We start from the raw sequence: 20,820 nt of genomic DNA, 5'->3' as shown, positions 1-20,820 counted from the left end.
ACTTATCCTCCTGCTCCAGGCGGAAGCTTCATCGAAATGGGGAGGGTCAAGGAGAAGAACACGGCCGTACCATCGAGCCGGCGGGTGGTGTTGAATTCCTCGAACACGCGGACCCGGGCGGTTACTGGCGTCTTGCCGAGCACGAAGTTGTAGGCTCCTGTGACGCCGACCGCCGAAACCTCGCCCTTGTTGGGGCCGAGCACGGCGCCGGTTCCGCTGTCGCCGCTGATCTGCTGGTAGTGGTAGGCCTGGAGACCGAGCGAGACTTGCTTCGACAGCGTCTTCTCGACCGAGGCTTCCCAGTGGAGTTCGGTGCCAGTGTTGTAGTCGGTGAAATTGTTGGTGCCGTTGAAGGTGATCCCGGTCTTCGTCGAGAGATCCCATCCCGCCTCGTTATGCCAGGTGGCCGCCAGCGAGGCGTCGACGATCCAGCGGTGGAACGAAAGATTGGCCAACTGGTCCTCGCGGTACTGGCCGATCGGGATGTTCACCATGGTGCCGAACTGGAGGTGCGTTTCCTTGTCCAGGTTCCAGGCGAGAGCGGCCGTCGCCACCGGGTCGCCGATGACCCAAGCCGAGTCTTCGCGGTTGACGGAAACCTGGTTGCCGCGAGGGCCGGTCAGGACGACGGAGGCGTCTACTGCAGGACGGCCGATGGGCAGGGCCGTCCCCAATGCCAGGGTGCCGCCGAGAACGTCGGTGCTGGGCACCCACAGCAGGGTGGTGAAGTTGGCGAAGATGTCGGCGTTGATACCGGCCACTACGTTGCCGCCGATAACGAACTCGCGGTCGACGCTCGCTTCGCCGCTATAGAAGTACATCGTGTTGTCCAGGAACACGCCCTCGACCGGCGGCAGCACCGCCGCCTCAGGACCACCCGATCCGAGCAGGTAGAAGCTGGCCCCCCCTTCGGAGGCAGCGGCGGGGGTCGACAGGGCCACGGCGGTGGCTACGAAAGCCGGCCCGGCGCACCGTCTTGCCATTTGGCTCAGGGCTTGGCGCATGGGGCTACCTCATCGTTCACGAACGGATCGTGACCGGGTTAGGAGAGCCCTCCCGGCTCACATACCGGGTTAATTCCTTGTCTTGAGACGGATTTACCCTGAGCGCGAAGCGCGCCAAAAGAACGCGCGGGCCTGTCAGGCGGGCTGCTCAGTCGCACTGCTTCAACTTGTTGGATGTGGTGCCCGGGGACGGAGTCGAACCGCCGACACTGCGATTTTCAGTCGCATGCTCTACCAACTGAGCTACCCGGGCATACACTCGGACGCGGCTTCATATCAGCGGTCCGGCGGTTGGAGTGCGCGCCTATGACGAAGGGGCGCGACCTTTGCAAGAGGCTTCATTCACCCTTGGCAATGTCTTCCGGATCAGCAGGCGGGCCGGGCACGGTGTAGCCATCGTTGAACCATTGCGCGAGGTCGCGGTCGCGACAGCGGCTAGAGCAGAAGGGCGCGAATTCTTCGGATCGCGCTTTGCGGCAGATCGGGCAGGGACGGTTGGTCATCGCGGCACGAGTTGGGCTTGCGGGGCCGCGATGGCAAGAGTGGGATTAGCTTCCCAACGAACCTCGCGCCCTGTCCGGCGAGCGAGCTCGGCAAGCCACTCGGGTTTGAGCTGCGCTTCCAGCGCCGGGTGACCCGAGAGTAGGACGGCTCCCGCACCCTGCAGACGCTCCGCGCGGCGCAAGAGCGAGCGTGCGGCGAGGCCAGCACGTTGAAAGGTTGCCCTATGGAGCAGCGATAGCCGTTCTTGCCGAGCTACCAACTGGACGAATCCGAAGCCGTTCATCGCGGTGCGCTCGTGCGGCCATCCCGCGAGCGCTCCGGCAAGTGCGTCGTCCACCGCACGGCGGTCTGCCTTTTCCGCCAAGGTGGGGAAGTCGATTCCGATCGAGCCGCCCAAGTCGAACCGACGCAGCGCATCCGCCAAGGGTTGGACCGCGGCCAACGCTAGCGCCTTGGGTTCGAGTGTCCCATCGACGTCGATCAGGAGCAACGCTGGCGTAGGGCTGAACTGCAGAGCGCCGCCTGGAAATGCGACTTCAGCCTCGAAGGCTTCGGCCAACAATTCCGATCCATCTCCAGCGGGAAATTCGTGCACAACGCGTGCTTGGTGGCCCTCGTTTCGCAATTGTTCGGCGAGAGTCGGGGCAGGTCGGCACGAGGCGTCGGTCGGCTTTGCGTGCGCCAGCTTGCGGCGCCTACGCTCGCCAATGGCCGGGCGCGTCACTTCCAGTCGGATCGAGCTGCCTTCGCTGGCTGCGGAAGGCAGCTTGTCGACCAGCGCTTCCTCGCCATTCGTAAAACGCGCCGTACCCCGCCGGCTCCCTGCGGAGCGCGAGATCAGGACCGCATCTTGCACAAGGCCAGCTGCCAGCTCTCCGGGCCAATCGATCCGCGCCGCGACGATGTGGTCTCCATCGAGCTGGATCGCACGATGCTCGCCGATCCCTTCCTCGATGAGCCACTCAGCCAAGAGCGAACCCAGCGGATTTGAGCAGCGCTCGCGTTTCGAACAGCGGCAGGCCGACGACGCCCGAGTGGCTACCGCCGATCCACGCGATCAGGCCTTCAGCGCTGCCCTGGATGGCATAGCCCCCGGCCTTGCCGTGCCACTCGCCCCCTTCGATGTAGGCGTCGATTTCGGCAGCGGACAAGTTCTTGAAACGGACGACCGTTTCGCTCAGCCGCTCTCGCAAGGTGCCGTCGGGCGAACGCAGGGCGATGGCGGACAGCACGCGGTGGCGCCTGCCGGAAAGAAGCTCGAGGCAGCGGCGAGCCGTGGCTTCGTCATCGGCTTTCGGCAAGATCCTTCGACCGAGCGCGACGACCGTGTCGCCAGCGAGCACGTGGTGATCCGAACTGGCTGCGGCGACGGCTTTCTCGCGCGCCACTCTGACCGCATAGTTCCGTGGAATCTCGCGAGGCAGCGGCGTCTCGTCGATGTCTGCAGGCACGACTTGCGCCGGCTCGATGCCGAGCCGCGCCAACAGCTCACGCCGCCGCGGACTTGCCGAAGCAAGGACGAGAGATGGGGGCGTGGACACGCCCGCCGCGCTTTACTGCGGGCCCGGGCCGCCCCGGCCGGGCATGAACCGGTAGGTAATGCGGGCCTTGGTCAGGTCATACGGGGTGAGTTCGCACAGCACCTCGTCACCCACCAGCACGCGGATGCGGTTCTTGCGCATCCTTCCGGCCGTGTGGCCGAGCACTTCATGGCCGTTTTCGAGCTCTACCCGGAACATCGCGTTCGGCAGCAGTTCCACCACCTTGCCGCGCATTTCGAGGAGTTCTTCTTTTGCCATGCAGTATCTGTTTCCATTTCAAGTGAATGTGACAGGCTTTCGCCTTGGGCGCGCGCCATAGCGGGCAAGGCGGAAAAAGGGAAGCGCCGGCTTCAGCAGTGCGCATCCTGACAGGCCAGATACATCTGCGACATTTTATTACCCTTCGCGGCTTGCGTCCTTTCCGCAGCGCAGCAAGGAGCCGAAGTCGGCGCTGAATTTAGAACATATTGAGGAAGCCCCCCTTTGCGTATCTCGTCTTCGACCAGTCTTCTTGCCCTTGCTACTGCACTCAGCCTGGCGGTTCCGCATCTCGCCACGGCGCAGGACGATAGCGCCGCCGCCCAAGCGCCTGCCGCGGCCGCCCAGCAGCCTCCAGCGTCCCCGGCAGACCCAGTTGCAAGCGATGACGAGATCCTGGTCATTGCCACTCGCCTGGCGGGCCAGGTCGATGCAGCCCAGCCGCCGATCCTCGAACTCAATACCGAAGACATTGCCGCATACGGCGCTAGCTCGATCCAGGAACTGATCCAGGCGCTGAGCTCGCAGGTCACCAGCGGCAGTGGCCGTGGCGGCGGCTTCCCGGTCATGCTCGTCAACGGGGTGCGCATTTCCAGCTTCCGCGAACTCCGTTCCTACCCACCCGAGGCGATCGAAAAGGTCGAAGTCTTCCCCGAGGAGGTTGCTCAGCGCTACGGCTACTCGCCCGACCAGCGCGTGGTGAACTTCATCCTCAAGAAGAACTATTCGAGCCGCGAAGTCGAACTGCAGTACGGCCAGCCATGGGAAGGCGGCAATTCGACCAAGGAGATCGAGGGCACCTATCTCCGGCTGATCGGCCAGTCCCGGCTCAACTTCAATCTCGACTGGGAGCACTCCAGCCTACTGACCGAGGCCGAGCGCAATGTCGAACAGACTCCCGGTAGCGAACCCACCCTGCCGACCGATCCGGACCCCGCGCTATATCGCAGCCTGGTCGCTCCTTCGACCAACATCGAAGCGACCGGCAACTTCACCTCACGCCTTGGTGACGGCCCGACCTCGCTGAGCGTCAACGCCACTTTCGAGCGTGACGACACTCTGCGTTACCAGGGCCTGGACTCGGTGTTGTTGACCGATCCGATCGGAAACACCGAACTTCGGACGTTCAATGAAGACGATCCGCTGACGGTCGATTCACGCAGCGACACCTATTCGCTTGGCGCAACGGTCAACAGCACGCTGGGTGACTGGCAGATCACCGGTACGGCAGACGGCAGCAGGGTCAACTCGCGCAGCCTGACGCAAAGGCGCGCCGATACCACCGGCTTGGTCGCTGACGTCGCGGCCGGCACGCTGCCGCTCGATACGGACATCGACTTGCCCGAGGCAGGTTTCGACCGGGCCGACACACAAACCAGCAGTGCCAGCAGCAAGCTCACGGCGATGGGGCGGCCGATTGCGCTGCCCGGTGGCGACGTGTCGGTCACTTTCGACGCCGGTTACGACTGGACCCGGATCCAGAGCTCCCGCAACGTCGATCCCGAGACGGTGCTTAGCCGCGGCGATATCAACGGCGGCGTCAATGTCGCCATTCCGATCACCAGTACTCGTGACGATTTTGGCGCCGAGCTTGGCGATATCACCATCAACTTGTCGGGCGGCGTAGACGACCTTTCCGACTTCGGCACGCTGACCGACTGGAGCGCTGGGCTCAACTGGGGCCTGACTGGCAGGCTGAACTTCGGTGTGACCTATGTCGGGCGCGACGCGGCGCCGTCGCTGGGCCAGCTTGGGGCACCTGAAGTCACCACCTTCAACGTCCCGGTCTACGATATTTCGCGCGGCGAAACCGTTCTCGCGACTGTGACCACTGGCGGCAACCCCGATCTGCCGGCACAGACCCAGCGCGATCTGCGGGTGAGCATGAACTGGCAACTGCCGGAGTTCACCTCAGCGATCCAGCAGTCGCGGCTGACGGTCGAATACTTCCGGAACAATTCCGAAGACGTCTCCTCGTCGTTCCCGCTGCTTACGCCGCCGATCGAGGCGGCTTTTCCCGATCGCGTGGTTCGCGACGCCAACGGTCAGCTCGTCTCAATCGACCAGCGCCCGGTGACGTTCACCCAGCAAAAGTCGCAGCGTATCCAGGTCGGTCTCAACATGACCGGTCCGTTCGGCAAGGCACGGCCGCAAGACGCGGCGCGGGCGCAGGCGAACAATCCGTTCGCGATGATGCGCCAGGCAACGCAGGGCGGCGGAGCGCCAGCCAACGGTGGTCAGGGACCAGCCGGTGGGCCGGGTCCGCAGGCCGCGCCGGGTGCACAGGGACAAGGACCGGGCCAGTTCAATCCGCAAGTGTTCCAGCAAATCCGTGCGCGCTTCTGCACGCCCGAAATGGCGAACGCAGTACCGACCGCCGAAGACCTGGCCGGCTTGCCGGAGCCCTTGCTCAACCGCCTCAAGAACCCCGACGGCACGATCAGTGCCGAACGCTGGGCCGAAGCTCGCGGCGGGATTTGCAACGCCAACTTCCAGCAGTTCGATCCGGCACGCTTTGCCGAAATGCGCGAGCGCATGTGCGGCAAGCCCGGCGAAACGCCTCCGGCGATCACCGAGGAACAACTCGCGGCCCTTCCGCCGCAGATGCTCGAACGGCTCAAGGGACCTGACGGTAAGATCGACCCCGAGCGTGTGGCGCAACTGCGCACGCGTTTCTGCAGCGCCAACTTCGGCCAAGGTGGTCCCGGTGGTCAGGGTGGACCGGGGCAGGGCGGTTTCGTCTTCGCCGGACCCCCTCCGGGTGGTGCTGGTGGAGCCCAGGGTGGTCCTGGTGGCCCAGGTGGCGGTGGTCCGCGCGGCCCCGGTGGCCCGGGTGGTGGCGGCTTTGGCGGACCGGGCGGCAGTGCCGATGGCCGCGGCCGGTGGTTCGTCAACTTCAGCTATACCCACGAACTCGAGAACCAAGTTCTGGTCGCTCCCGGCGGTCCGCTGCTCGACCTGCTCGATGGCGACGCGCTTTCCGGCGGCGGCAACCCTAAGCACTCGGCGCAGTTCAATGGTGGCCTGTTCTATGCCGGCTTCGGTACCAACGTGAACGCTCGCTACACCGGCAGTTCGGAGATCGACGGTACCGGTCAGCCGGGCAGCACCGACTTGTCCTTCGGCGACTACATCACGGTCAATTGGCGCCTGTTCGCCGATCTCAACCAGCGGACCTCGCTGATCGAGCAAGTCCCGCTGCTCAAGAATACCCGGATCACCTTCGGGGTGAACAACGTGTTCGACACTCGCCAGCACGTAACGGACAGCAACGGCACCGTGCCGCTGCGATATCAGCCTTATCTGATCGATCCGATCGGTCGCTCGTTCGAGATCGAACTGCGCAAGCTGTTCTGATCTCCCCGGTTGGCGAAGTGTGCGGGACGATCAGCCTGCTAGCTTCGCCAACCGGAACTCTTGGATGACGGATGCGCGGCGGCGCATTATCTGACCTCCATGGCTCGTACTCCCGCCGGATCTCCACCTCACCCTAAAGGCGCCGAGCGTTTCCACGAGGAGCGCGCGACTTACACCGTGCGCGGCGCGGCCCAGCCCGATCTCGAAGCGGGGGTGGCGGCCATTCGTGAGGTCGTGCGGACGCTGAAGCCCAAGCCCGGTGTCTACCGGATGATCGATGTTCGCGGCGACGTGCTCTATGTTGGCAAGGCGCGGGCGCTGAAGAACCGCGTGGCCAATTACACACAAGTCGCGGGCCTGCCGCTCCGCCTGCAGCGCATGGTCGCCCAGACGCGCGGGATGGAGATCATCACCACCAATTCGGAAGCCGAGGCGCTGCTTCTCGAAGCGCAGCTGATCAAGCGATTTCGCCCAGCGTACAATGTTTTGCTGCGGGATGATAAGAGCTTTCCTTTCATCCTGCTGCGCGCGGAGCACGACTTTCCACGCATCATGAAGCACCGCGGGGCGAGGAAAGCGAAGGGCGACTACTACGGCCCTTTCGCCAGCGCCGGCTCGGTCAACACCACCATCAACGCCTTGCAGAAGCTGTTCTTGTTGCGCAGCTGCACTGATAGCTTTTTCTCCCGGCGCGATCGGCCGTGCCTGCTCTACCAGATCAAACGCTGTTCGGCCCCATGCGTCGGGCGCATCGACAAGGCTGGCTATGACGAGCTGATCCGCGAGGCGAAGGATTTTCTCGGCGGGCGTTCGGGCGCGGTGCAGAAGAAGATCGAGACGCAGATGGCGGCTGCCGCGGAGGCGCTCGATTTCGAGACCGCGGCGACGATGCGCGACCGGCTGCGCGCGGCGACGTTCATCCAGGGCACCCAGGCGATCAATGCCGAGGGTGTCGGCAACGCCGATGTCTTCGCCCTGGCAGAAAAGGGCGGGCAAGTCGCCATCCAGGCGTTCTTCATCCGTGGCGGCCAGAACTGGGGCCATCGTGCGTTCTTTCCCAGCCATACGCAGGGCGTAGAGGAAGAGGAGGTGTTCGCTCGCGTCCTGGCCCAGTTCTACGAAGAAGTGCCCCCACCGCGCACGATCCTGGTCGACCGCAAGCTGGCCGAAGGCGAGTTGCTCGAGCTCGCGCTCTGCGAGGTAGCCGGGCACCGTGTAGAAATTAGCGTGCCGCAACGTGGAGACCGCCGCCGCCTGATGGAGCAGGCCAGCCGCAACGCCGCCGAAGCGCTCGACCGCCGTCTTGCCGAGAGCGGAACGCAGGCGAGAACCCTGCGCGAGATGACCGAATTCCTCGAACTGCCAGAGGAGCCGCGCAGGATCGAGATCTACGACAACAGCCACATCCAGGGCGCCAACGCCGTTGGGGCGATGGTGGTCGCGGGGCCGGAGGGGTTCCTCAAAAACCAGTACCGCAAGTTCAACATCAAGAGCGCCCAGACCAACGACGACTTCGGCATGATGCGCGAGGTCATGGGGCGGCGGTTCGGGCGGGCGCTCGACGAAGATCCCGACCGCGACGGAGGATCGTGGCCAGGGCTTGTCTTGATCGACGGCGGCAAGGGCCAGATGTCGAGCGTCCGCGATACGCTGGAAGAGCTAGGCATCGAGGATGTGCCGCTGATCGGCGTGTCCAAGGGACCCGATCGCAATGCTGGGCGCGAGGTGTTCCATTTCCCCGACGGGCGCGAGAAGACGCTGCCGGTCAACTCGCCGGTTCTGTTCTACCTGCAACGCCTGCGCGACGAGGCGCATCGCTTCGCCATCGGTGCGCACCGCCAGAAGCGCAGCCGCGCGATCACCGCTTCGCCGCTTGACGAGATTCCGGGGATTGGTCCTTCGAGAAAGCGTGCTCTGCTGCTGCACTTTGGTACCGCGGGCAAAGTGCGCGCGGCCGCGCTCGAAGATTTGCAACGCGCTCCGGGCGTGAGCGCAGCGGTGGCGCAAGCGGTGTATGACTTCTATCACCCAAGCGGATAACAGGCTGAAAAAGCACCAACAGGGAGGGGCAATCTACATGAATCGACCGACCATCAGGCGCGCGCGCCTTGCGCTGACCTTGTCACTTCCGTTGCTGGCCGTCGCTGCCAGTCCCGCGCTGTCGGCGGATGGGGATAAAGGAGGCGCTTGTTCCGCCCTGGTCGGTGCCGACTTCGGCAAAGGAGTCGAGATCACCTCCGCGACTTCGGTTCCCGCCGTGGCGCCGGGTACGCGAGTTCAGTTCGGCTTCAACTCGTTCACCGACGCCGGCGTGCCCGCCCATTGCCGGGTCGAAGGTGTGATCAACAGCCGTACCGGCGCGCAGGGCAAGGCGTTCGGCATCGGCTTCGAGCTGGCGTTGCCCGAGCCCTGGAACGGCCGCTTTCTGCTTCAGGGTGGCGGCGGCCTCAACGGCAGCGTGGGTCGTGCTCTCGGTGATGTCGCAGCAGGAGGCGTTCCGGCACTTTCGCGCGGCTTTGCCGTGGTCAGCCATGACAGCGGGCACAAGGGCGCAGTATTCGACGCCAGCTTCTCGGTCGATCAGCGCGCGGCGCTCGATTTCGCCGAAGCTTCGGTGCGCACGGTGACCCTGGTGGCCAAGGATATCGTGCAGCAGCACTACGGACGCGAGATCGCGCACAGTTACATGGCTGGATGTTCGACAGGTGGGCGCGAAAGCATGCTCGCCTCACAGCGCTATCCCGAACTGTTCGACGGTATTGTCGTCGGCGCCCCGGCGATGCGGACCGGCTTCTCGAACCTCGGCGCGGCCTATGCCAAAGTGCAGTTCAACCAGGCCGCTCCCCGAGACGCAGAGGGCAAGCCGCTACCTGAGCAGGCCTTCAGCCCCGCCGATCGCCAGACTATCCTGAAAGGGATGCTCGCCCAGTGCGACGCGCTCGATGGGCTTGAGGACGGCATGATCATGAACGTGGCGCAGTGCCGTTTCCAGCCGGCCAAGCTGCAATGCTCGCGCGCCAAACAGGACGGTTGCCTTAGCGGCGCGCAAGTCGGTGCGCTCGAGCGGGCCTTTGCCGGACCAAAGGACGCCTCAGGCCATCCGCTCTACGTGCCGGTGCCATTTGATACTGGTGTGGTCGACACCTCGGGCCCGATCTCGGGCTATATCGTTAGCGGCAAGGCCGACATCCTCGGGCCGGCCAATCGGGATCTCGCGATGGACCTGGACGCCGCGGCATGGACCATTCGCTCCGACGCGATGCAGCGGCTGACCGACACCAACGTGTGGACCAATCTCAACACCTTCCTCGGCAAGGGCAGCAAGATCCTGTTCTACCACGGCGTTAGCGATCCCTGGTTCTCCGCCAACGACACCTGGGACTATTGGCAGCGTGCGCGCGAAGCGAACGGGGCAGAGGCGTGGGACAATGCCAGCCGCTTCTATATGGTCCCGGGCATGGCCCACTGCGGCGGCGGCAACGCGTTCGACCGTTTCGACCTGCTGAGCGAAGTGGTTGCCTGGGTCGAAGAGGGCAAAGCGCCCTCCAACCCTGTTGCCCGCCGCAGCTCTGCACCCGATGAAGAGCGGCCACTCTGTCAGTACCCGGCCTATCCACGCTACAAGGGTGGCGACAGCAAGAAGGCCAGCAGTTACGTCTGCACGCAGCCGACGGCCTGATGAACATTTAGAATTGTGGGGCGTCAGAGGTGAAAAGGGGGGGTGAACGATGAATTTGCGCGGTGACCGTCTGGAGAACGGGACGTTCCTGCTTCTGGTGGTAGCAGTCACCGTGCTGTTCGGCTGGCTGACCCTGCCATACTTCGGGGCGATTCTCTGGGGCGTTGTGGCAGCGATCCTGTTCACGCCAATGTACAGCAGGCTTGTGGTGGCCTTCTCGGGCCGTCGAAGCCTGGCCGCCACGCTCACGCTCCTGACCGTAATCGGGCTGGTCGTGATACCTGCATTCCTGCTGGCGGTCTCGCTGGTGCAGGAGGCTACCGAGATCTACGTCGGCCTCGAAGAAGGCCATTTCGACATAGCTATCGTCCTCTCCCAGCTACGGTCGGCATTGCCGGCGTGGGTGTCCGACCTGCTGGGGCCGAACTGGACCGATGCAAATCGGCTCCGCGACACCTTGGCGGGCGCTCTCTCCACCGGCGCGCAGAGCATCGCCGGGCAGGCGCTGCTGTTCGGTCAGGGCGCGCTCAACTTCCTCGCCGCGCTTGGCATCATGCTTTATCTGACCTTCTTCCTGCTGCGCGACGGCGACGAGTACGGCAGCACGATCAAGTCCGCGATCCCGCTCGATCCCGATTTGCGCGACAGGCTGCTGGGGGACTTCGTCACCGTGGTTCGCGCCACGATGAAGGGGTCGATCGTGGTGGCCGTGATCCAGGGTCTCCTGGGCGGCATGATCTTTTGGTCCCTCGGCATCGAAGGAGCGCTGTTGTGGGGCCTGCTCATGGGCGTGTTCTCGCTCGTGCCAGCGGTCGGAACCGGAATCGTCTGGGTTCCTGTGTCGGTCTATCTGATCGCGACCGGATCGTTCTGGGAGGGCGGGGTGCTCGCCTTCTGCGGGTTCTTCATCATCGGCATGGTCGACAATCTGTTGCGCCCGATCCTGATCGGAAAAGATACCAAGCTGCCCGACTTCGTGGTCCTGATATCAACGCTGGCTGGGCTCAAACTGTTCGGCATCTCGGGCTTCATCATCGGCCCGATCATCGCGGCCCTGTTTGTTTCGGTCTGGCGGACCTTCACCGAGCTTCGCCAGCAGGAGGCCGCAAAGGTCGAATAGATCCGGGCGGGAACGCCAGCGCGCCTTCCGCTGTTTCGCTGTTGGGGACTTGACCCTCGTCAAGGCACGGGCGGCGCAGGCTTGCCATTGTCTCGGACAGCGAAGGAGACTCTATGCGCTCGATCCTGCTTCATGCCTGCCGCGACGATCGGTTTGAAAGCCGCTTCCAGGTCGCCCTCGACGTTGCGCGACAGCTCGACGCCCATCTGACTTGCCTTCAGGTCGTGTCATTCGACGTGGCCGTTCCTGGCGACCTCTACGGCACTGTCATTTCCGAGATGATCCCGGTGATACGCGATGCCGCACTGGAGTTTCGCGCCAAGGTCGAAGACCGCTTGGCCAAGGAAGATGTCCGCTGGAGCTGGGCGGAAGAGTTTGGTGTAGAAGAGGGCTACCTACTCGATTACGCGGCACTCGCCGACTTGGTCGTTGTCAGCGCCGCGCCGTCGGAACTGGGAGGCCGCGGACCCTCGCCACTGGTCGGTGGTCTAGCGATCCATGGTCGCGCTCCGCTGCTGGTAGTACCCAATGAACAATCGGGCCTGTCGCTAGGGGGGCCCGCGCTGGTCGCCTGGAACAATTCGGCAGAGTCTTCGCGTGCGCTCAAGGCGGCCGTCCCGTTTCTCGCGCGGGCGAGTGGCGTCTCGCTCGCAATCGTCGCGGAGGAAAAGGCGGACTCCGAGCATGACATCCCACCGCTGCGGGGCGTGGAGTATCTCGCCCGTCACGGAATAGAGGCCGAGATCGTCGAACTGACGCAGAACTCGGAAGGTGTTGCCGCCACCTTGGAGGAAGCGGCCCGCGCGCGGGGTGCCACTTATCTCGTTATGGGCGCTTATGGGCATTCGCGGCTGCGGCAGATGCTGTTCGGCGGGGTCACTCGCCGGTTGTTGACCGATCCCGGCCTACCATTGCTACTCGCCCACTGACCTAGCCTTCGACGGGCCGGATCATCCCTTCTTGCGCGACGCTGGCGACCAGGCGACCGTCGCGGGTAAAGATCTGTCCTCGGCCAAATCCTCGGGCGAGGCCCGACCACGGGCTCTCGGTAACGTAGAGCAGCCATTCGTCGGCGCGGAAGGCATCGTGGAACCAGATCGCATGGTCGAGGCTCGCCGCCTTGATCTCGCCTTTGTGGAAGCTGAGCCCATGCGGCTGGATCGCGGTGGAGAGCAACTGGAAGTCGCTGGCGTAGGCCAGTACCGCGCGGTGGATCGGCTGGTCGTCGGGAAGGGGAGCGATGGTCCGGAACCAAGCGTGGGCACGCGGTTCACGCTTGCCCGGAGATTGCCAGTTGCGCGGTTCCACCGAGCGAATGTCGATCGGCCGGGCGCGAAGCATGAGGTCGCGTAGAGGACCTTCGGGCATTTCGGCTCCGGCCCGTTGGCGGATCGCGGCGTCGGGCTCGAGCTCTTCGGGCGGAGGTACCTGCGGCATCACCGCATACTGGTGCGTCAGGCCTTGCTGAGGTTTCTGGAACGAGGCGACCAGGTTGAGGATCGGCGCGCCTTGCTGGCTGGCTACGACACGGCGATTGGAGAAGCTCCGCCCATCGAGGTCTCGCTTGACGCGGAACTCGATCGGCAAGGCGTCGCTGCCGCCGCGCAGGAAGTAAGCGTGAAGCGAATGGGTGTGACGATCTTCGGGCACGGTTCGCCGGGCAGCGCCGAGCGCCTGGGCGATCGCCTGGCCGCCGAACACGCGCCCGGTCCCACCGTCTTGCCTACGGCCCACGAAGGTGTCCGCGCCGCGAGGCTCCAGGTTGAGTAGCAGTACGAGATCGGCAACCAACTGTTCGGGCGTTGGTACGTGTATCTTTTCAGTCGCCATGCCGCCACGCTTGCGCGGCGGCGTGGCGTCAGTCAACGGATGCCGGGGGTCCGGCGCAGAATGCGCCACGCGATTGCTTTCCCCGTGTTGCGCCCGGGCCACCGTACCGGTGGGTCGGGATTCAGCCCCCAGCTACGCAACAACCCGTTGAAAGCGCGGGCGTCGGCTTCGGCGAAGCTCCATTCGCTACGCCAGGTGATCGACAGTGAGATCGAGGGGACGCCCCCGTTGCGAACATAATGCGGGGCCATGACCGGCACGTACAGCGCTTCGCCTGGAGCAAGGCGGAAGGTGAGGCCGTGGCAGGCGAATTCCTCATTCCAGGAGAGCTCTCGTGCACCGCCGGTGTGATATTGCTCATGTACCGCGTCTGGAGCGAACAGCACGTCGCCCGCGCGAAACACGGTCATCGATTTCTCTCCGACCAACTGCAGCAGGATGTTGTGCTCCGGATCGAAATGATACGGGGTGATGGCGTTCGGGCTGGACACGAAGACGTAGCCTTGTGTCTTCAGCATTCGCCCGGTCTTGCGGAGGATCTCCGTCTCAAGTTCGCCAAGCAATTCAGCGAGCAGCGCGGCGTAAGTGGGGTGCTGCTCGATATTCTTGAGCACCGCCCAGCTGTTGGTCTGTTCGATCCCGCGGATCGTCTGGCCGATGGTCAGGCCATTGCCTTGCGGCTTGCCTTCGACACCGATTGAAAGGTCCCCGCGATTGTACTCGACCGAACTCGCCGGCAGCGCTTCGCCAAGTTGCGCCAGGGCTTCGAGTTCGAGCAACGGATGCCCTTCGAGGCTGTGCCGCAGCTTGTGCGGCCCCTCTGGATAGGACGCCGAGAAATTGGCGCGCGAGAGCGGCGGGAAGACGGCCGCCGAACGCCTCGCTTCGGCCCGATACAGATCATGCAACTCGTTCATTTGGACCCCTTGCTGCCGGATGCGGTCTCCACGGCAGCGATCAGACGGAACAACAACTGGCGGGCGGCGCCACCGATGGCGATATTGCGGCTCACGATGGAACGCCGTTCTCGCCAGAACTGGTCGATCATCGGGTGGTTCATGGCGGCGCAACTGTCAGACCACTCGATCTCGGGACGCTTGAGAACCTCGATATTGTCGAGTTGCAGAAGCGCCCCCGGAGAGAACCGCGCATAACGTTCGTCAAAGGCCGTCTTGAAGGCGAACGCCGCAGGCGGACACATGAAGCTGGCAAGCATGGCGAGCGGCTGACCGTCGAGAAGAAGAGCGCGGCGTTCAAGCCGCCCATGCCGCGCCGCGCCAATCAGAGTGTCGCGGAAAAACGCCTCGGTAGCATTATCGCAGGCGAGGGCTGATCCAGCCTCGCCTTTCCAGCCCGCGCGTTCCAGCTGGAGGAACGCCTCGATCCAATCATCGAGGCCCGCGGTATCGCGCAGGCATTCGGAAGATAGATCGCCTTCTTCGCCAAGGCGGCGGTGCTGGCGGCGCAATTCCTTGCGCTTCTTTCCTGAAAGGGCCCGCTCCAGATAGGCGTCGGGCTCCAGTTCCGAGCGGAGCATCGCCCGCTCTTCCTGCATGACTGTCGCGGCGTGGCGGGACATGTGCTCGAGGACTTGGAGCAGGGCTCCACCAACCGGGCCTTCCCCCGCTTGGCGCTCGAGATGAAGGAACAGGGCGCCGCCGGCGTTCTTGTCCATCCAGGCGAGCAATTCGAGCCAGAACGCCTTCTCCAGCCCGCGTGCGATTAACGGCGTGCCGAGGAAGGCATTGGGATGAAGCCAGTTGCGCCAGTGGGGAACCGGGTGCCCGTAGTAGCTCGCTTCGCGACGGACAGGGAGCAGCCCTGCCAGTTGACCGTCGGCTTCCAGGCACAGCAATTCCACGTCGCCGCAGCTGTCCAGCGCCCGGAGAGCCGGGAGAAGGCACCAGCTTTCGAGGAAAGGGTTGGGTTCGCTCGCCCTCAGCGAAAGGGCGTTCCAGCTTGCCAGTTCGGCGGGGCACTCGAAGCTTCGCCAGTCGCGCTCCACGATGCGCAGACGCGGGGCCGCGGGAGTGGAAGACTCCGGTTCAATCGGCCGAACCTCCCGGGTCGGTTCGAGATAGAGGACTGCATTGCTGCCCACGCGCGAGGTTAACCTTCATCGCCGACGGCCCGGTTACCGTCTCGATCCGATTACCCTTGCGGGCCAAAGGAACGGCTAAGCGAGAGGGTAAAGAAAACCCCACCAGGCCGGGCCTGGTGGGGTATTTCGTTTACCAATTGACCGAAAGATCAGCCGGCTGCGAGCGCCGCAAGCAGCAGGAGCGCCACGATGTTTGTGATCTTGATCATCGGGTTCACCGCCGGTCCGGCGGTGTCCTTGTAGGGATCGCCGACCGTGTCGCCCGTCACCGCGGCCTTGTGGGCTTCGGAGCCCTTGCCGCCGTGATGGCCGTCTTCGATGTACTTCTTGGCGTTGTCCCAGGCGCCGCCACCGGCGGTCATCGAGATCGCGACGAACAGGCCGCCTACGATCACGCCCAGGAGCAAGGCGCCAAGGGCAGCGAAACCGTTGGCCTCACCCGCAATCGCCGTGATTGCGAAGTAGACTACGATCGGAGCAAGCACCGGCAGCAGCGACGGAATGATCATTTCCTTGATCGCTGCCTTGGTCACGAGATCCACCGTCCGCGCGTAGTTCGGCTTCGAAGTGCCGGCCATGATGCCCGGATCGTTGGCGAACTGGTCGCGCACGTCCTTGACCACGTCACCCGCCGCTCGGCCGACGGCGGTCATGCCCATCGAGCCGAACAGGAACGGCAGCAGCGCGCCCAGCAGGAGCCCGACGATGACGTAGGGGTTCTCCAGGCTGAAGCTCACTTCACCGTTCGCCAGTACGCCGTCCGACAGGGCCGGGAAGAAGTGGCGCAAGTCGGTAGTGTAACAGGCGAACAGCACCAGCGCGGCGAGACCGGCAGAACCGATCGCGTAACCCTTGGTGACCGCCTTGGTGGTGTTGCCAACGGCGTCGAGCAAATCGGTCTTCTCACGCACCGCGTCGTCGAGGCCGGCCATTTCGGCAATGCCGCCGGCGTTGTCGGTGACGGGACCATAGGCGTCGAGCGCCACGACCATGCCGGCGAGCGCCAGCATCGCGGTCGCGCCATAGGCGATGCCAATCAGGCCGGCGATCTGGTAGGCGACGATGATGCCGGTGACGATGACGAGCGTCGGCAGGGCAGTCGCTTCGAGGCTGATCGCGAGGCCCTGGATCACGTTGGTGCCGTGGCCCGTTTCCGAAGCCTTGGCGATCGAGCGGACCGGGCGGAAATTGGTGCCGGTGTAGTACTCGGTGATCCAGATGATCAGGCCGGTGATGACCAAGCCGACGAGAGCGCAGTAGAACAGCGCCCGGCCGTTGAACTCGGTGCCTGGAATGACCGCTTCCATGCCGCCCAGGGCATAGGAGGTGGCGAACCAGATGGCCGGGATCGACAGCACGGCCGAGACCAGGAAGCCCTTGTACATCGCGCCCATGACGTTGTTCGACTTGCCGAGGCGGACGAAATACGTGCCGATGATCGAGGTGACGATGCACACGCCGCCAATCAGCAGCGGGAGCGCCATCAGGTTGCGCAGCAGGTCGCCCGCTCCGGTCAGGAGCAGCGCCGTCAGCACCATCGTCGCACCAACGGTGACGACATAAGTCTCGAACAAGTCGGCGGCCATGCCGGCGCAGTCGCCGACGTTGTCGCCTACGTTGTCGGCGATCACCGCCGGGTTGCGTGGGTCGTCTTCCGGAATACCGGCTTCGACTTTGCCGACGAGGTCGGCGCCAACGTCGGCGGCCTTGGTGAAGATGCCGCCGCCGAGACGCGCGAAGATCGAGATCAGCGAGGCGCCGAAGGCGAGGGCGACGAGGCCGTCAACTACCGTGCGATCCTCACCGCCGACTGTGTAGCCGCCCGGACCGGTCAGGTACCAGTAGAACACTGCGATCGCGAGCAGGGCGAGGCCGGCCACCAGCATGCCGGTGATGGCACCCGCGCGGAACGCGAGGGTGAGGCCTTCCTGCAGTCCCTTCTGCGCCGCGGCGGCCGTGCGCACGTTCGAGCGGACCGAGATGTTCATCCCGATGAACCCAGCGGCGCCCGACAAGATCGCACCGAGCACGAAGCCCGCGGCGCTGATCGGGCCGAGGAAGTAGAGTACGACAGCAGCAACCACGACGCCGACCACACCGATCGTGGTGTACTGGCGCTTGAGGTAGGCTTGTGCGCCTTCCTGGATCGCTGCGGCGATCTCCTGCATCTTGGCAGAGCCCGGATCAGATCCGAGCACTTGGCGACTGGTGATGAAACCGTAGATGACTGCGAGCAGTCCTAAGCCAATGGCAATCAGTGTCAGGTCCATGACGAGACCATCCCTCCCCTCTTCCAAAAAGGAAGCGCGGCCCGATCATGCGCCGGGTCCGCGCGAAGCTTGATGGCTAAAGCGGCCCGGAAGGGCGCGCAACCCCTAAACAGCAGCATCCCGTGGACCAATTCGGCAGGGTGATCGGCCGAACTGCCAAAGAATCCAACTGTCCGGAAATGCGACGCCATTTCCCTGTTTCTTGCGGGTTTGCTTGGTTTATGCGAAGTTAACTGCGATTTCAGAGGCGGCGTCCGGCCGCTGGCAATGGGGTTGCGACAGGTGACGGACGGGCCGATCGGGGACGAGTATCTTCTTGCGCGCGACGGTACGGGTGTAGAGGCACTCGCACCGGACACCGACCGTTCCGCGATTCCGCTGACTGGCCCCGACGGGCTCGACCGCCATACCCGGCGCGACCTGCGCAAGCAGGAAATCGAGATTGCTCGTGAGTTCATGGGCGGGGCGATGTGGCCGTACGCGGTAGCCGCCTGGGGCGGGTTCGCGCTGTGGGTCAGTCTGTTCCCGCTGACCATGTTCGACATCGTGCCGCTGCCGATCGCCTTCGTGATCTCGTGCGTGCTGGCCACCGGTGGCTACGTCACCAGTCACGAGGCGATGCATTCGAACATCGCCCAGAAGGGTAGCAAGAACCGCTGGGTCAACGAGTGGGTCGGACAAGTCTCGACGATCCCGATCGTGTTCCCGTTCTCGATGGCGCGGTTGATGCACCTGGAACATCACTACCACTGCAACGACCCGCTCAAGGACCCGGACTATACCGACGAGGCGCCCAATGCGCTGATGGCCTGGTACAAGACCTGGTATAATCGGCAGCCCGGCGTCGACGGCTCGATCCACGCCTATAAGCGCATCCTCAACGAGATGGGCACGCCTGAGGCCGCGCGCTCGCTCAAGGAGACCATGGTCCTCCAGCTGGTGTTCATGGCCGTGCTCTTCACCATGGCCTGGAGCGGCTATGCGATGGAGGCCGCGCTGGTCTGGTGGCTGCCGCGGCATATCGGCCTCAGCTACATCCGCTTCTACCTGAGCTGGGCGCCGCACCACCCGCGCGCCGGCAAGACCGGGCGCTACGAGAACACCCACGTGTTCAAGAGCCGCCTCGGCCACGTGATGTCGATGTGCATGGAAACGCACATCGTACACCACCTCTACCCCAACATCCCCAATCACCGCACCCGCGCTGCCTATTTCGCGCTCAAGCCGATCCTCGATCAGCGCGGTGTGGACATCACCAAGCTATGACGATGGAAAACGCCGTAAAGCAGCTGTTCCGCTGGATGCCGTTCATCTTCGGCATCGGCTTCATCGCTCCGCTGATTGCGCAGTCGATGGCCTACTGGGATGTCGAGGCGCCGTTCGGGCTAAGCAGGATCTTCTTCGGGCTGCTCATTGGCGCGCCGTGGGGACTTTACGCGGTGCTGCGAGGGCGGTGGATCTAGCGTCCACACTTTGCCCACTTACAGGGGCTGGATCTCGACCGTTCTGAATTTGACCTTCCCGGCGCCATATTGCAGCGCGAACGGGCCTTCAGCATGCGCGCTGCCCCGCACGGCATCGACCGTCTTCACGCCATTCAAGGTGACGCTGAACGTGTCGCCTCGTGCCACGATCACCATGGTGTTCCAGCGCCCCCCAGCCTTGGGCATCGGCGAGACCGCGGCGAGGTTTACGATCGCGCCAGTGCCGTAGGTCGGATCGGGCCCGAGTATCGAAGATGTTGACCTCGTAACAGGTCGCTGCCGAAATCTCGGTGCGGCTCGCGCATCGGATGAACACGCCCGAATTGGCATCGGGGCTGACCCAAAATTCGATGCGCAGCTCGAAGTCGCGGTAGGCTTTGTCCGAAACCAGGAAGCCGATCGTTCCCCTCTCGGCGGTCACCAGGTCTTCTTGCAAGACCATTCAGCGCCGCCCACCGGAGCCCAGCCGTCCAGCGTCGAGCCATCGAACAAGGCCGTGAAGCCCGCTTGGGCGGACACGGACACGGCAGCGAAGGCGGCTACGAAGGCCGAGAGCGCGAGGCGCCCAGTCATGCAGCCTGCCCCGCCTCGTGGCGCCCGAGCAGGCGGCGCAGAGGCGGTGAAGCGACCAAGGCATGGCTGCCGTCACCTGCGACGACTTGCAGGCCAAGCAACGCCAGCCACACAAGCGGTAGCTCGGCGCCGGCCTGGGTGAAATAGAAGCCCTTCCTCTCCAGCCAGAAGTGCGCAGCCCCGAGCATCATCGGCATGGCGTAAAGCGCGACGTAGCGGGTGAGTACGCCCGGTATAAGCAACAGCGCGCCGAAGACCTCCGCCGAAAGGACGTAGGCCATCACGAAATCGGGATAGCCATTGGCGCTAAGCGTGCTCCACCAACCGGCCACGCCGTTAGGTAGAATGATCAGCTTCCAATAGAGGTGGGAGATGAACAGCGACCCCAACAGGAGCCGCAGGAGCAAGGCCGCCAGGCCTCCCGAGGTCACAGTCCGCCCCATCTCGTCATCTCCCCCGGCCGCCCTTCCGGTCGAGCCGTGCCGAGCGTAACCGACATTCATCGAGATGCCTAATCAGCGAGTAGCTGCGGCGGGGCGAAAGCGGACTGTCGGCAAACGAGCCATTGCGGACGCCGCGTCGCGTCTCGTCGTCGCTCGACAGGGATCGTCCGATGGCGGAGCGTTTGCTAGGCCACTTCCTATGTCGCTTTATCAGATCATTTTTTCTACCCTGCGTATGTTAGCAATCGCAACCGGATTGTTCGCGCTTGGTCGAACAATTCTCCTGGGTTCCGGCGGCGGCGCGTGGGCCCTAATGAGTTTGATGAGTTTTTTGGCCATCGGTGCATCAATTATCATTAATCGCCTGCCGCTGCACGAAAAGTACCTTCGCTTTAAAGACGCCCCACGTTGGCAGGAACTTTCGCCGCAACGGCGTTTCGCTCTTTTTTTGTTCGACCTGCCGTTATTCTTCTCGATACGCGATAAGGAGGCAGATCGTCTGCGAGACGAACCAATAAGTCGGGTGGAGTTCGAAGCCAATTGCGTAACGCTTCAACCGGTAGAGGCGCGCCACTTAACCTGGCACTTTCTAACAACGATTGCATGGCACACCGAGCACTACGGTCTTAAGGTCTCCAACGCCAACTTTGGGAAGT

At 63.9% G+C, this 20,820-nt stretch carries 18 protein-coding genes, 1 tRNA gene and 1 pseudogene; 7 read left to right on the top strand and 13 right to left on the bottom strand.

All coding sequences use genetic code 11. The features are described from left to right. Nucleotides 1-2 precede the first annotated feature (2 nt). From ASD76_RS07705 to infA, 6 genes are all read right to left on the bottom strand, one after another. Nucleotides 3-983 carry a transporter gene (locus ASD76_RS07705; RefSeq protein ID WP_235506566.1) on the bottom strand — a complete coding sequence of 327 codons (981 nt, stop codon included), beginning with the start codon at nucleotides 981-983 and terminating at the stop codon, nucleotides 3-5. A 198-nt stretch (nucleotides 984-1,181) separates the two neighbouring features. Then, a tRNA-Phe gene (locus ASD76_RS07700) sits at nucleotides 1,182-1,257 on the bottom strand. Between the two features lie 85 nt (nucleotides 1,258-1,342). Then, on the bottom strand, nucleotides 1,343-1,507 hold the full coding sequence (locus ASD76_RS07695) for a DNA gyrase inhibitor YacG (RefSeq protein WP_055920728.1): 165 nt from the start codon (nucleotides 1,505-1,507) through the stop codon (nucleotides 1,343-1,345). Continuing rightward, nucleotides 1,504-2,478, bottom strand: a complete 975-nt coding sequence (locus tag ASD76_RS07690) for a ribonuclease (protein ID WP_055920725.1) — start codon at nucleotides 2,476-2,478, stop codon at nucleotides 1,504-1,506. The genes ASD76_RS07695 and ASD76_RS07690 overlap by 4 nt, the downstream gene beginning before the upstream one ends. Beyond that, nucleotides 2,471-3,049 carry a Maf family protein gene (locus ASD76_RS07685; RefSeq protein WP_055920722.1) on the bottom strand — a complete coding sequence of 193 codons (579 nt, stop codon included), beginning with the start codon at nucleotides 3,047-3,049 and terminating at the stop codon, nucleotides 2,471-2,473. Before ASD76_RS07685 ends, ASD76_RS07690 begins: the two co-directional genes overlap by 8 nt. Nucleotides 3,050-3,061: 12 nt before the next feature. After that, nucleotides 3,062-3,307, bottom strand: a complete 246-nt coding sequence (infA, locus tag ASD76_RS07680) for a translation initiation factor IF-1 (protein ID WP_055920719.1) — start codon at nucleotides 3,305-3,307, stop codon at nucleotides 3,062-3,064. Between the two features lie 225 nt (nucleotides 3,308-3,532). Here infA and ASD76_RS18190 point away from each other — a divergent pair, with 225 nt between their 5' ends. The 5 genes from ASD76_RS18190 (at nucleotide 3,533) to ASD76_RS07655 (ending at nucleotide 12,392) form a co-directional block, all read left to right on the top strand. Then, complete coding sequence (locus ASD76_RS18190; RefSeq protein ID WP_055920716.1) at nucleotides 3,533-6,664, top strand: hypothetical protein; 3,132 nt, start codon at nucleotides 3,533-3,535, stop codon at nucleotides 6,662-6,664. Between the two features lie 99 nt (nucleotides 6,665-6,763). Further along, nucleotides 6,764-8,704: an excinuclease ABC subunit UvrC gene (gene uvrC / locus ASD76_RS07670; protein WP_055920713.1), complete on the top strand. Its 1,941-nt coding sequence runs from the start codon at nucleotides 6,764-6,766 to the stop codon at nucleotides 8,702-8,704. A 37-nt stretch (nucleotides 8,705-8,741) separates the two neighbouring features. Continuing rightward, the gene (locus ASD76_RS07665; protein WP_055920710.1) at nucleotides 8,742-10,343 is read left to right on the top strand and encodes a DUF6351 family protein; all 1,602 of its coding nucleotides are present in this window, start codon (nucleotides 8,742-8,744) and stop codon (nucleotides 10,341-10,343) included. A 49-nt stretch (nucleotides 10,344-10,392) separates the two neighbouring features. Then, nucleotides 10,393-11,463 (top strand): AI-2E family transporter, encoded by a 1,071-nt coding sequence (locus ASD76_RS07660; RefSeq protein ID WP_055920707.1) that lies wholly within the window; start codon nucleotides 10,393-10,395, stop codon nucleotides 11,461-11,463. A gap of 113 nt (nucleotides 11,464-11,576) precedes the next feature. Beyond that, nucleotides 11,577-12,392: a universal stress protein gene (locus ASD76_RS07655; RefSeq protein WP_055920704.1), complete on the top strand. Its 816-nt coding sequence runs from the start codon at nucleotides 11,577-11,579 to the stop codon at nucleotides 12,390-12,392. 1 nt (nucleotide 12,393) lies between these two features. Here ASD76_RS07655 and ASD76_RS07650 read toward each other — a convergent pair whose 3' ends face one another. The 4 genes from ASD76_RS07650 to ASD76_RS07635 form a co-directional block, all read right to left on the bottom strand. Beyond that, on the bottom strand, nucleotides 12,394-13,293 hold the full coding sequence (locus ASD76_RS07650; RefSeq protein WP_055923062.1) for an acyl-CoA thioesterase: 900 nt from the start codon (nucleotides 13,291-13,293) through the stop codon (nucleotides 12,394-12,396). 32 nt (nucleotides 13,294-13,325) lie between these two features. Beyond that, nucleotides 13,326-14,210, bottom strand: a complete 885-nt coding sequence (locus tag ASD76_RS07645) for a cupin-like domain-containing protein (protein WP_055920701.1) — start codon at nucleotides 14,208-14,210, stop codon at nucleotides 13,326-13,328. Further along, nucleotides 14,207-15,394, bottom strand: a complete 1,188-nt coding sequence (locus tag ASD76_RS07640) for a GNAT family N-acetyltransferase (protein ID WP_235506563.1) — start codon at nucleotides 15,392-15,394, stop codon at nucleotides 14,207-14,209. Before ASD76_RS07640 ends, ASD76_RS07645 begins: the two co-directional genes overlap by 4 nt. Before the next feature lie 149 nt (nucleotides 15,395-15,543). Beyond that, complete coding sequence (locus ASD76_RS07635; protein ID WP_055920698.1) at nucleotides 15,544-17,664, bottom strand: sodium-translocating pyrophosphatase; 2,121 nt, start codon at nucleotides 17,662-17,664, stop codon at nucleotides 15,544-15,546. Between the two features lie 282 nt (nucleotides 17,665-17,946). On the opposite strand from ASD76_RS07635, the gene ASD76_RS07630 reads away from it, so the two are divergent. Both ASD76_RS07630 and ASD76_RS07625 read left to right on the top strand, forming a co-directional pair. Beyond that, nucleotides 17,947-18,930 carry a fatty acid desaturase gene (locus ASD76_RS07630; protein ID WP_235506561.1) on the top strand — a complete coding sequence of 328 codons (984 nt, stop codon included), beginning with the start codon at nucleotides 17,947-17,949 and terminating at the stop codon, nucleotides 18,928-18,930. A 2-nt stretch (nucleotides 18,931-18,932) separates the two neighbouring features. Further along, entirely contained in the window at nucleotides 18,933-19,127 is a 195-nt protein-coding gene (locus ASD76_RS07625; protein WP_235506559.1) for a hypothetical protein, read from the top strand. 18 nt (nucleotides 19,128-19,145) lie between these two features. On the opposite strand, the pseudogene ASD76_RS17880 reads toward ASD76_RS07625, so the two are convergent. The 3 genes and pseudogenes from ASD76_RS17880 to ASD76_RS07615 form a co-directional block, all read right to left on the bottom strand. Then, nucleotides 19,146-19,590 (bottom strand): annotated as a pseudogene (locus ASD76_RS17880) (DUF1080 domain-containing protein). After that, complete coding sequence (locus tag ASD76_RS18185) at nucleotides 19,566-19,721, bottom strand: hypothetical protein (RefSeq protein WP_156457582.1); 156 nt, start codon at nucleotides 19,719-19,721, stop codon at nucleotides 19,566-19,568. Before ASD76_RS18185 ends, ASD76_RS17880 begins: the two are co-directional and overlap by 25 nt. After that, complete coding sequence (locus ASD76_RS07615) at nucleotides 19,718-20,224, bottom strand: DoxX family protein (RefSeq protein WP_200943053.1); 507 nt, start codon at nucleotides 20,222-20,224, stop codon at nucleotides 19,718-19,720. Before ASD76_RS07615 ends, ASD76_RS18185 begins: the two co-directional genes overlap by 4 nt. Between the last annotated feature and the right edge of the window lie 596 nt (nucleotides 20,225-20,820).

The sequence above is a fragment of the Altererythrobacter sp. Root672 genome, from assembly GCF_001427865.1.
Lineage (GTDB): Bacteria > Pseudomonadota > Alphaproteobacteria > Sphingomonadales > Sphingomonadaceae > Croceibacterium_A.
The sequence above is the reverse complement of the archived record's forward strand: the minus strand, read 5'-3'. Positions and strand labels throughout refer to the sequence as shown.

Bases quoted from the DNA above. Each gene is read 5' to 3' on its own strand.
- ASD76_RS07665 (WP_055920710.1), top strand. From the start codon at position 8,742: ATGAATCGACCGACCATCAGGCGCGCGCGCCTTGCGCTGACCTTGTCA.
- ASD76_RS18185 (WP_156457582.1), bottom strand. From the start codon at position 19,721: ATGACTGGGCGCCTCGCGCTCTCGGCCTTCGTAGCCGCCTTCGCTGCC.
- ASD76_RS07615 (WP_200943053.1), bottom strand. From the start codon at position 20,224: ATGAATGTCGGTTACGCTCGGCACGGCTCGACCGGAAGGGCGGCCGGG.
- ASD76_RS07635 (WP_055920698.1), bottom strand. From the start codon at position 17,664: ATGGACCTGACACTGATTGCCATTGGCTTAGGACTGCTCGCAGTCATC.
- ASD76_RS07625 (WP_235506559.1), top strand. From the start codon at position 18,933: ATGGAAAACGCCGTAAAGCAGCTGTTCCGCTGGATGCCGTTCATCTTC.
- ASD76_RS07645 (WP_055920701.1), bottom strand. From the start codon at position 14,210: ATGAACGAGTTGCATGATCTGTATCGGGCCGAAGCGAGGCGTTCGGCG.
- uvrC (WP_055920713.1), top strand. From the start codon at position 6,764: ATGGCTCGTACTCCCGCCGGATCTCCACCTCACCCTAAAGGCGCCGAG.
- ASD76_RS07660 (WP_055920707.1), top strand. From the start codon at position 10,393: ATGAATTTGCGCGGTGACCGTCTGGAGAACGGGACGTTCCTGCTTCTG.
- infA (WP_055920719.1), bottom strand. From the start codon at position 3,307: ATGGCAAAAGAAGAACTCCTCGAAATGCGCGGCAAGGTGGTGGAACTG.
- ASD76_RS07655 (WP_055920704.1), top strand. From the start codon at position 11,577: ATGCGCTCGATCCTGCTTCATGCCTGCCGCGACGATCGGTTTGAAAGC.
- ASD76_RS07705 (WP_235506566.1), bottom strand. From the start codon at position 983: ATGGCAAGACGGTGCGCCGGGCCGGCTTTCGTAGCCACCGCCGTGGCC.
- ASD76_RS07695 (WP_055920728.1), bottom strand. From the start codon at position 1,507: ATGACCAACCGTCCCTGCCCGATCTGCCGCAAAGCGCGATCCGAAGAA.
- ASD76_RS07650 (WP_055923062.1), bottom strand. From the start codon at position 13,293: ATGGCGACTGAAAAGATACACGTACCAACGCCCGAACAGTTGGTTGCC.